We start from the raw sequence: 6,540 nt of genomic DNA, 5'->3' as shown, positions 1-6,540 counted from the left end.
TCCGAAGCCGCCCTACGCGCTCGATCAATCCGCGACCCGTAGGGTGTCACTCGCCGCAGGCAGTGCACCAATGGTTCATCGGTGCGACACAAAAGCTGGCGGGTTGTCGCTGCGCTCCGAAGCCGCCCTACGCGCTCGATCAATCCGCGACCCGTAGGGTGTCACTCGCCGCAGGCAGTGCACCATTGGCCGCTCGGAGCGACACAAAGCTGGCGGGCTGTGGCCGCGCTGCGAACGGAACGCTGCCCGCGCCGCTCGACTCCCTTCCCGTGCCTCAATCACCGACCTGCCACCCCGAGGTGATCGGGTAACGGCGGTCGCGACCGAAGCCGCGCTGGGTGACCCGTACGCCGACGGCGGCCTGGCGGCGCTTGTACTCGTTCAGATCGACCAGGCGCAGCACGCGCTTGACCGTATCCGCCTCGAAGCCCTCGGCGATGATCGCATCGGCCGACAGGTCGAACTCGATGTACAGCTTGAGGATCTCGTCGAGCACCGGGTACGGCGGCAGCGAGTCTTCGTCCTTCTGCTCCGGCGCCAGTTCGGCTGAGGGCGGGCGGTCGATGACCCGCTGCGGGATCACCGGCCCGCGGCTGTTGCGGTATTCGCACAGGCGAAACACCAGGGTCTTGGGCACGTCCTTGAGCACATCGAAACCGCCGGCCATGTCGCCATAGAGGGTGGCGTAACCGACCGCCATTTCACTCTTGTTGCCGGTGGTCAGCACCAGATAGCCCATCTTGTTGGACAGGGCCATCAACAGGGTGCCACGGCAGCGCGCCTGCAGGTTCTCCTCGGTGGCGTCGCGCGGCAGGCCCTCGAACACCGGCGCCAGGGTGCCCATAAAGGCCTCGACCATGGGCGCGATCGGCAGCACCCGATAGGTCACGCCCAACGCATGGGCCTCGGCCTCGGCGTCCTCGAGGCTGATCTGCGCGGTATAGCGGTACGGCATCATCACCGCTTCGACCCGCTTGGCGCCCAGCGCATCGACCGCCACCGCCAGGGTCAGGGCCGAGTCGATGCCGCCGGACAATCCAAGCAGCACGCCCTTGAAGCCGTTCTTGCGCACATAATCGCGCACGCCCATGACCAGCGCCTGATACACGCTGGCCTCCAGTTCCGGCAGTGGCACGCAGTTGGCCGGCCGCGGGCTGACCCGCTCGCCGTCGCACACCAGGTCGACCGGGTACAGGCCCTCGGTGAAGGCGGCCATGCGCTGACTGATCTGACCGCCGGCATCGACCACGCAGCTGCCGCCGTCGAACACCAATTCGTCCTGACCGCCGACCTGGTTGACGTAGACGATCGGCATCGCCCCTTCGCGCGCACGCTCGGCCAATGCCTCTTCGCGCTCGCGCTGCTTGTCCAGGTGGAACGGCGAGGCGTTCAGGCTCAGCATCAATTGCGCCCCGGCGTCACGGGCCTGGGCCATCGGCTCGGCGAACCAGATGTCCTCGCAGATGTTCAGCGCCACCGCCACGCCCTTGATGTCGACCACGCAGGGCTGGTTGCCGGGCTCGAAATAGCGCTTCTCGTCGAACACCCGGTAATTCGGCAACTTCTGCTTGAAGTAGCGGGCCAGCAATTGACCGTCGGCGATCACCGCGCAGGCGTTGTAGCGCAGCTCATCCTCCAGCCAGGGATAACCGACCACCAGATAGATGCCGCTGACTTCGTCCCGCAGGCGCTGCAAGCCCTGCTCGATGCGCCGCTGCATGCTCGAGCGCAGCAGCAGATCTTCCGGCGGATAGCCGCAGAGCGCCAGTTCGGGGAACACGATGACATCCGCCAGCCATTGATCACGGGCGTTGTATGCCGCCTCGATGATGCTCTCGACGTTGCCGTGCACATCGCCAACGCGCAAATTCAATTGGGCCATCACGACCCTCAGGGTTTGGCTCATGACTGCCTCCACCACATAAGTCCTTCGTTCGAGTGAGCCCGTCGGCCCAGTCGTAACATTGCATCGCTCACCCCACAGCATAGGGTTTAACCGCCTGACAAGCATGAAGCGAGCGCAAAAAGGCGGCGGGCTGTCGCTGCGCGCCGAGGCCGCCCTACGATTCGTAGCCCCACTCGATCTGGTGCAATCAGCAATCCGTAGGGTGTCACTCGCCGCAGGCAGTGCACCATGGGTTCACCGGCGCGGCACAAAAGCTGGCGGGTTGTCGCTGCGCTCCGAACGGAACGCCGCCCGAGCCGCCCTACGGAACATCGCCGAACGCCCGACCCGGGGTAATCCACGATCTGCGACGCAATCTGGCTGCCGAGCCGATGATTGTTGCCAACCAGCAAGCAGAATCGCCGCTGTGCTGGCACGACTTCCTTGGCTAAACTGCCAGGCTTTCCAATAAACTGCTGCCAACAACCTGCTTTTCCAACAAGAAGGGAGCGTTATGGGCCTGTTCCGCCTGCTGTTCTGGATAGCCATTATCGTCGCCGCCTTCTGGCTCTGGCGGCGTTTTACCCGCCCCGCGCGGCGCTCCGGGCCAGACCGGCAAAGCCCCGCGCCCATGGTGCGCTGTGCCCATTGCGGGGTTTATCTGCCCCGCGAAGAGGCTTTGACCAGGGCCGATCAGTGGTATTGCAGCCAGGCCCATCTCGAGCAAGGCCCAAAATCTGGTGAGCGCTGAAGCCCTAGCCCTCAGCGGCACCCAGGGCCGCCGCGTACTGCGCCTCTACCACCTTTATCGCCTGACCATCGGCCTGGTGCTGGTGCTGCTGATTTCCAGCGACATGGATGCTCAGCTGCTCAAGCTGGCCCACGCCGAGCTGTTCCGCTATGGCAGCTGGTTCTACCTGATCCTGAATATCCTGGTGGCCGTGGTGGTGCAGCGGCCCAAGCACCTGGCGCAGGTCTTCAGCCTGGCCCTGGTCGATGTGATCCTGCTGTCCGCGCTGTTCTATGCGGCCGGCGGCACGCCCAGCGGGATCGGCAACCTGCTGATCGTAGCGGTGGCCATCGCCAACATCCTGCTGCGCGGACGCATCGGCCTGCTGATCGCCGCCGTTGCCGCCATGGCCCTGATCTACCTGACCTTCTACCTCAGCCTCAGCCGCCCGGAAGCCAGCGCCCAATACGTGCAGGCCGGGGCGCTCGGCGCCCTGTGTTTTGCCGCCGCCCTGCTCCTGCAGGGGCTGACCCGGCGCCTGCAAGCCAGCGAAAGCCTGGCCGAACAGCGCGCGGCCGATGTCGCCAGCCTGGAAGCCCTCAACGCCCTGATCCTTCAACGCATGCGCACCGGTATCCTGGTGCTCGACGAGCAGCATCGGGTACTCCTGGCCAACCAGGGCGCGCTGCGCCTGCTCGGCCGCGACGCGCTGAGCGGCAAGATTCTCGACCCGCACTGCCCGGAGCTGGTCAAACGCCTGCAGCAGTGGCAACACAACCCGACCCTGCGCCCCGCGAGCCTGCAGGCCTTTGCCGATGGCCCGGTGCTGCAGCCGAGCTTCATCGCCCTGCAGCGCAGCGAAGAGCGGCACACCCTGGTATTCCTCGACGACATTTCGCAGATTGCCCAGCAGGCCCAGCAGCTCAAACTCGCCTCCCTGGGCCGGCTGACCGCCGGCATCGCCCATGAGATCCGCAACCCGCTCGGCGCGATCAGTCACGCGGCGCAGTTGCTGCAGGAGTCGGAAGACCTGCATGGCCCGGACCAGCGCCTGGCGCAGATCATCCAGGATCACTCGCGGCGGATGAACCTGGTGATCGAGAACGTCCTGCAGCTGTCGCGCCGACGCCAGGCCGAGCCGCAACTGCTCGACCTGAAATACTGGCTGCACCGCTTCGCCAGCGAGTTCCGCGGCTCGGCGGCGCCGGGGCAGACCCTCCACCTGGATACTCAGAGCGGCACCGTGCAAACCCGCATGGACCCCCATCAGCTGACCCAGGTGCTGACCAACCTGGTGCAGAACGGCCTGCGCTACAGCGCGCAAAACCACCCGCGCGGGCAGGTCTGGCTGAAACTGTTCCGCGACCAGAACAGCGACCTGCCGGTGCTGGAGGTGCTCGACGACGGGCCAGGGGTATCGCCCGAGCAACTGCAGCACATCTTCGAGCCGTTCTTCACCACGGAAAACAAGGGCACCGGCCTGGGCCTGTATATTGCCCGCGAGATGTGCGAAAGCAACCAGGCGCGGCTCACCTACAAACCACGCGAAGGCGGCGGCAGCTGCTTTCGCATCACCTTCGCCCATCCACGCAAACTGAGCTGACCATGACCCGCCAGAGAGCCCTGATCGTCGACGATGAACCCGATATCCGCGAACTCCTGGAAATCACCCTGGGCCGCATGAAGCTCGACACCCGCAGCGCCCGCAACGTCAGGGAGGCGCACGAGTGGCTGGCCAAGGAGCCATTCGACCTGTGCCTGACCGACATGCGCCTGCCCGACGGCACCGGCCTGGAGCTGGTGCAGCACATCCTCCAGCGCCACCCCCAGGTGCCGGTGGCAATGATCACCGCCTACGGCAGCCTGGACACCGCGGTCAACGCGCTGAAAGCCGGCGCCTTCGACTTCCTGACCAAGCCGGTCGACCTCGGCCGCTTGCGCGAGCTGGTGGCCACCGCCCTGCGCCTGCGCTCGGCAGACGGTGAAGAACTGCCGGTCGACAGCCGCCTGCTCGGCGAGTCGCCGCCGATGAAGGCACTGCGCAAGCAGATCCTCAAACTCGCGCGCAGCCAGGCGCCGGTGTATATCAGCGGCGAATCCGGCAGCGGCAAGGAGCTGGTTGCCCGCCTGATCCACGAACAGGGCGGGCGTAGTGAACAGCCGTTCGTCCCGGTGAACTGCGGGGCGATCCCCTCGGAGCTGATGGAAAGCGAGTTCTTCGGCCACAAGAAGGGCAGCTTCACCGGCGCCATCGAAGACAAGCAGGGGCTGTTTCAGGCGGCCAATGGCGGCACCCTGTTTCTCGACGAAGTCGCCGACCTGCCCCTGGCGATGCAGGTCAAGCTGCTGCGCTCGATTCAGGAGAAAGCCGTACGCGCGGTCGGCGGCCAGCAGGAACTGGTGGTCGACGTGCGCATTCTTTGCGCCACCCACAAAAACCTGGCCGCCGAAGTCGCCGCCGGGCGCTTCCGCCAGGATCTCTACTACCGCCTGAACGTCATCGAACTGCGCGTGCCGCCACTGCGCGAGCGCCGCGAAGACATTGCCCACCTGACCGAGGTGATGCTCAAGCGCCTGGCCGAAGGCCCCGGCCTGAGCCCGGCCAGACTCGACGCCGAGGCGCTGGACAAGCTCAAGAGCTATCGCTTCCCCGGCAACGTGCGCGAGCTGGAGAACATGCTCGAACGCGCCTACACCCTATGCGAAGACGACCGGATCACGGCCGCCGACCTGCGCCTGGCCGACGCCTGCGGCGCCAGCGAAAGCGGTGATGCCAGCCTGGCGCAGATCGACAACCTGGAAGATCACCTGGAAGACATCGAGCGCAAGCTGATCATGCAAGCCCTCGAGGAAACCCGCTGGAACCGCACCGCCGCCGCCCAACGCCTGGGCCTGAGCTTCCGCTCGATGCGCTACCGCCTGAAGAAACTGGGGATCGATTGAGGGCAGGCCGCGGTCCTTGCGCTCCCGTAGGGTGTCACTCGCCGCAGGCAGTGCACCATGGTTAATCGGCGCGGCACAAAAGCTGGCGGGTTGTCGCTGCGCTCCGAAGCCGCCCTACGGTTTGCCCAACAATCTTGGACAATCCCCAACCCGTAGGGTGTCACTCGCCGAAGGCAGTGCACCAATGGCCCACCGGCGCGGCATAAAAGCTGGCGGGCTGTCGCTTCGCTCCGAACGAAACGCAGTCCAGCTTGCTGTGGTCCTACCTCCTCAGCCCAAGCGTCCTTCGGGCGCATAGGGTGCCGGGTCGATGATCGGTGCTTGCCCGAGCAGCAGGTCGGTCAGCAACTGGCAGGAGGCCGGTGCCAGGACCAGGCCGTTGCGGAAATGGCCGCAGTTCAACCAGAGGCCGTCATGCCCCGGCACCGGGCCGATGAAGGGGATGCCATGCGGCGAGCCCGGGCGCAATCCGGCCCAATGGCCCACCGGCTCGGCATCGGCCAGCGCCGGCAACAGCCCGACCGCCGAGGCCTTGAGGCTGGCCAGGGCTTCCTCGGTCGGCGTCTTGTCGAACCCCACATGCTCGAGGGTGCTGCCGATCAGGATATGGCCATCGCGCCGCGGAATCGCGTAGCGGCCGTTGGCCAGCACGATGCTGCTGAGAAAATCCTCGGCGCACTTGTAGAGGATCATCTGCCCCTTCACCGGCTCGACCGGCAACTCGAGGCCCAGGCTGCGCAGCAACTCGCCACTCCAGGCGCCGGCGGCCACCACCACGCGATCGCCACGCATCTCGCCAGCGGAGGTGTGCACACCACAGATCCGCTCGCCTTCGCGGATAAAACCGGTGACCGCACACTGCTCGTGCAGGGTCACATTGGGCATCTGTGCCAGCGATGCGCGCAGGGCCTTGACCAGGCGCGGGTTGCGCACATTGGCCACATCCGACATGTGCAGAGCCTGCGAGAAGCCCCTGGCCAAC

5 protein-coding genes are annotated in these 6,540 nt (G+C 65.9%); 3 read left to right on the top strand and 2 right to left on the bottom strand.

The window, feature by feature from the left end; genetic code table 11:
* Nucleotides 1–274: 274 nt before the first annotated feature.
* On the bottom strand, nucleotides 275–1,906 hold the full coding sequence (locus tag ABZE94_RS19415; RefSeq protein WP_372877561.1) for an NAD+ synthase: 1,632 nt from the start codon (nucleotides 1,904–1,906) through the stop codon (nucleotides 275–277).
* Nucleotides 1,907–2,399: 493 nt separating this feature from the next.
* Between ABZE94_RS19415 and ABZE94_RS19410 the strand changes: the two genes are divergently transcribed.
* Genes ABZE94_RS19410 through ABZE94_RS19400 form a run of 3 tightly spaced genes read left to right on the top strand, consistent with a single transcriptional unit; the run spans nucleotide 2,400 to nucleotide 5,558 of the window.
* The gene (locus tag ABZE94_RS19410; RefSeq protein ID WP_372877560.1) at nucleotides 2,400–2,636 is read left to right on the top strand and encodes a PP0621 family protein; all 237 of its coding nucleotides are present in this window, start codon (nucleotides 2,400–2,402) and stop codon (nucleotides 2,634–2,636) included.
* Nucleotides 2,626–4,218, top strand: coding sequence for a PAS domain-containing sensor histidine kinase (locus ABZE94_RS19405; RefSeq protein ID WP_372877558.1), 1,593 nt, complete (start codon nucleotides 2,626–2,628; stop codon nucleotides 4,216–4,218). Before ABZE94_RS19410 ends, ABZE94_RS19405 begins: the two co-directional genes overlap by 11 nt.
* A 2-nt stretch (nucleotides 4,219–4,220) precedes the next feature.
* Complete coding sequence (locus ABZE94_RS19400) at nucleotides 4,221–5,558, top strand: sigma-54-dependent transcriptional regulator (protein WP_372877556.1); 1,338 nt, start codon at nucleotides 4,221–4,223, stop codon at nucleotides 5,556–5,558.
* 270 nt (nucleotides 5,559–5,828) lie between these two features.
* Here ABZE94_RS19400 and ABZE94_RS19395 read toward each other — a convergent pair.
* On the bottom strand, nucleotides 5,829–6,540 hold a 712-nt coding region (locus ABZE94_RS19395; RefSeq protein WP_372877554.1), incomplete at its 5' end, for an NAD(P)/FAD-dependent oxidoreductase.

Source organism: Pseudomonas sp., assembly GCF_041601375.1.
Taxonomy (GTDB): Bacteria; Pseudomonadota; Gammaproteobacteria; order Pseudomonadales; family Pseudomonadaceae; genus Aquipseudomonas.
This window is presented reverse-complemented; position numbering and strand designations above follow the sequence as displayed.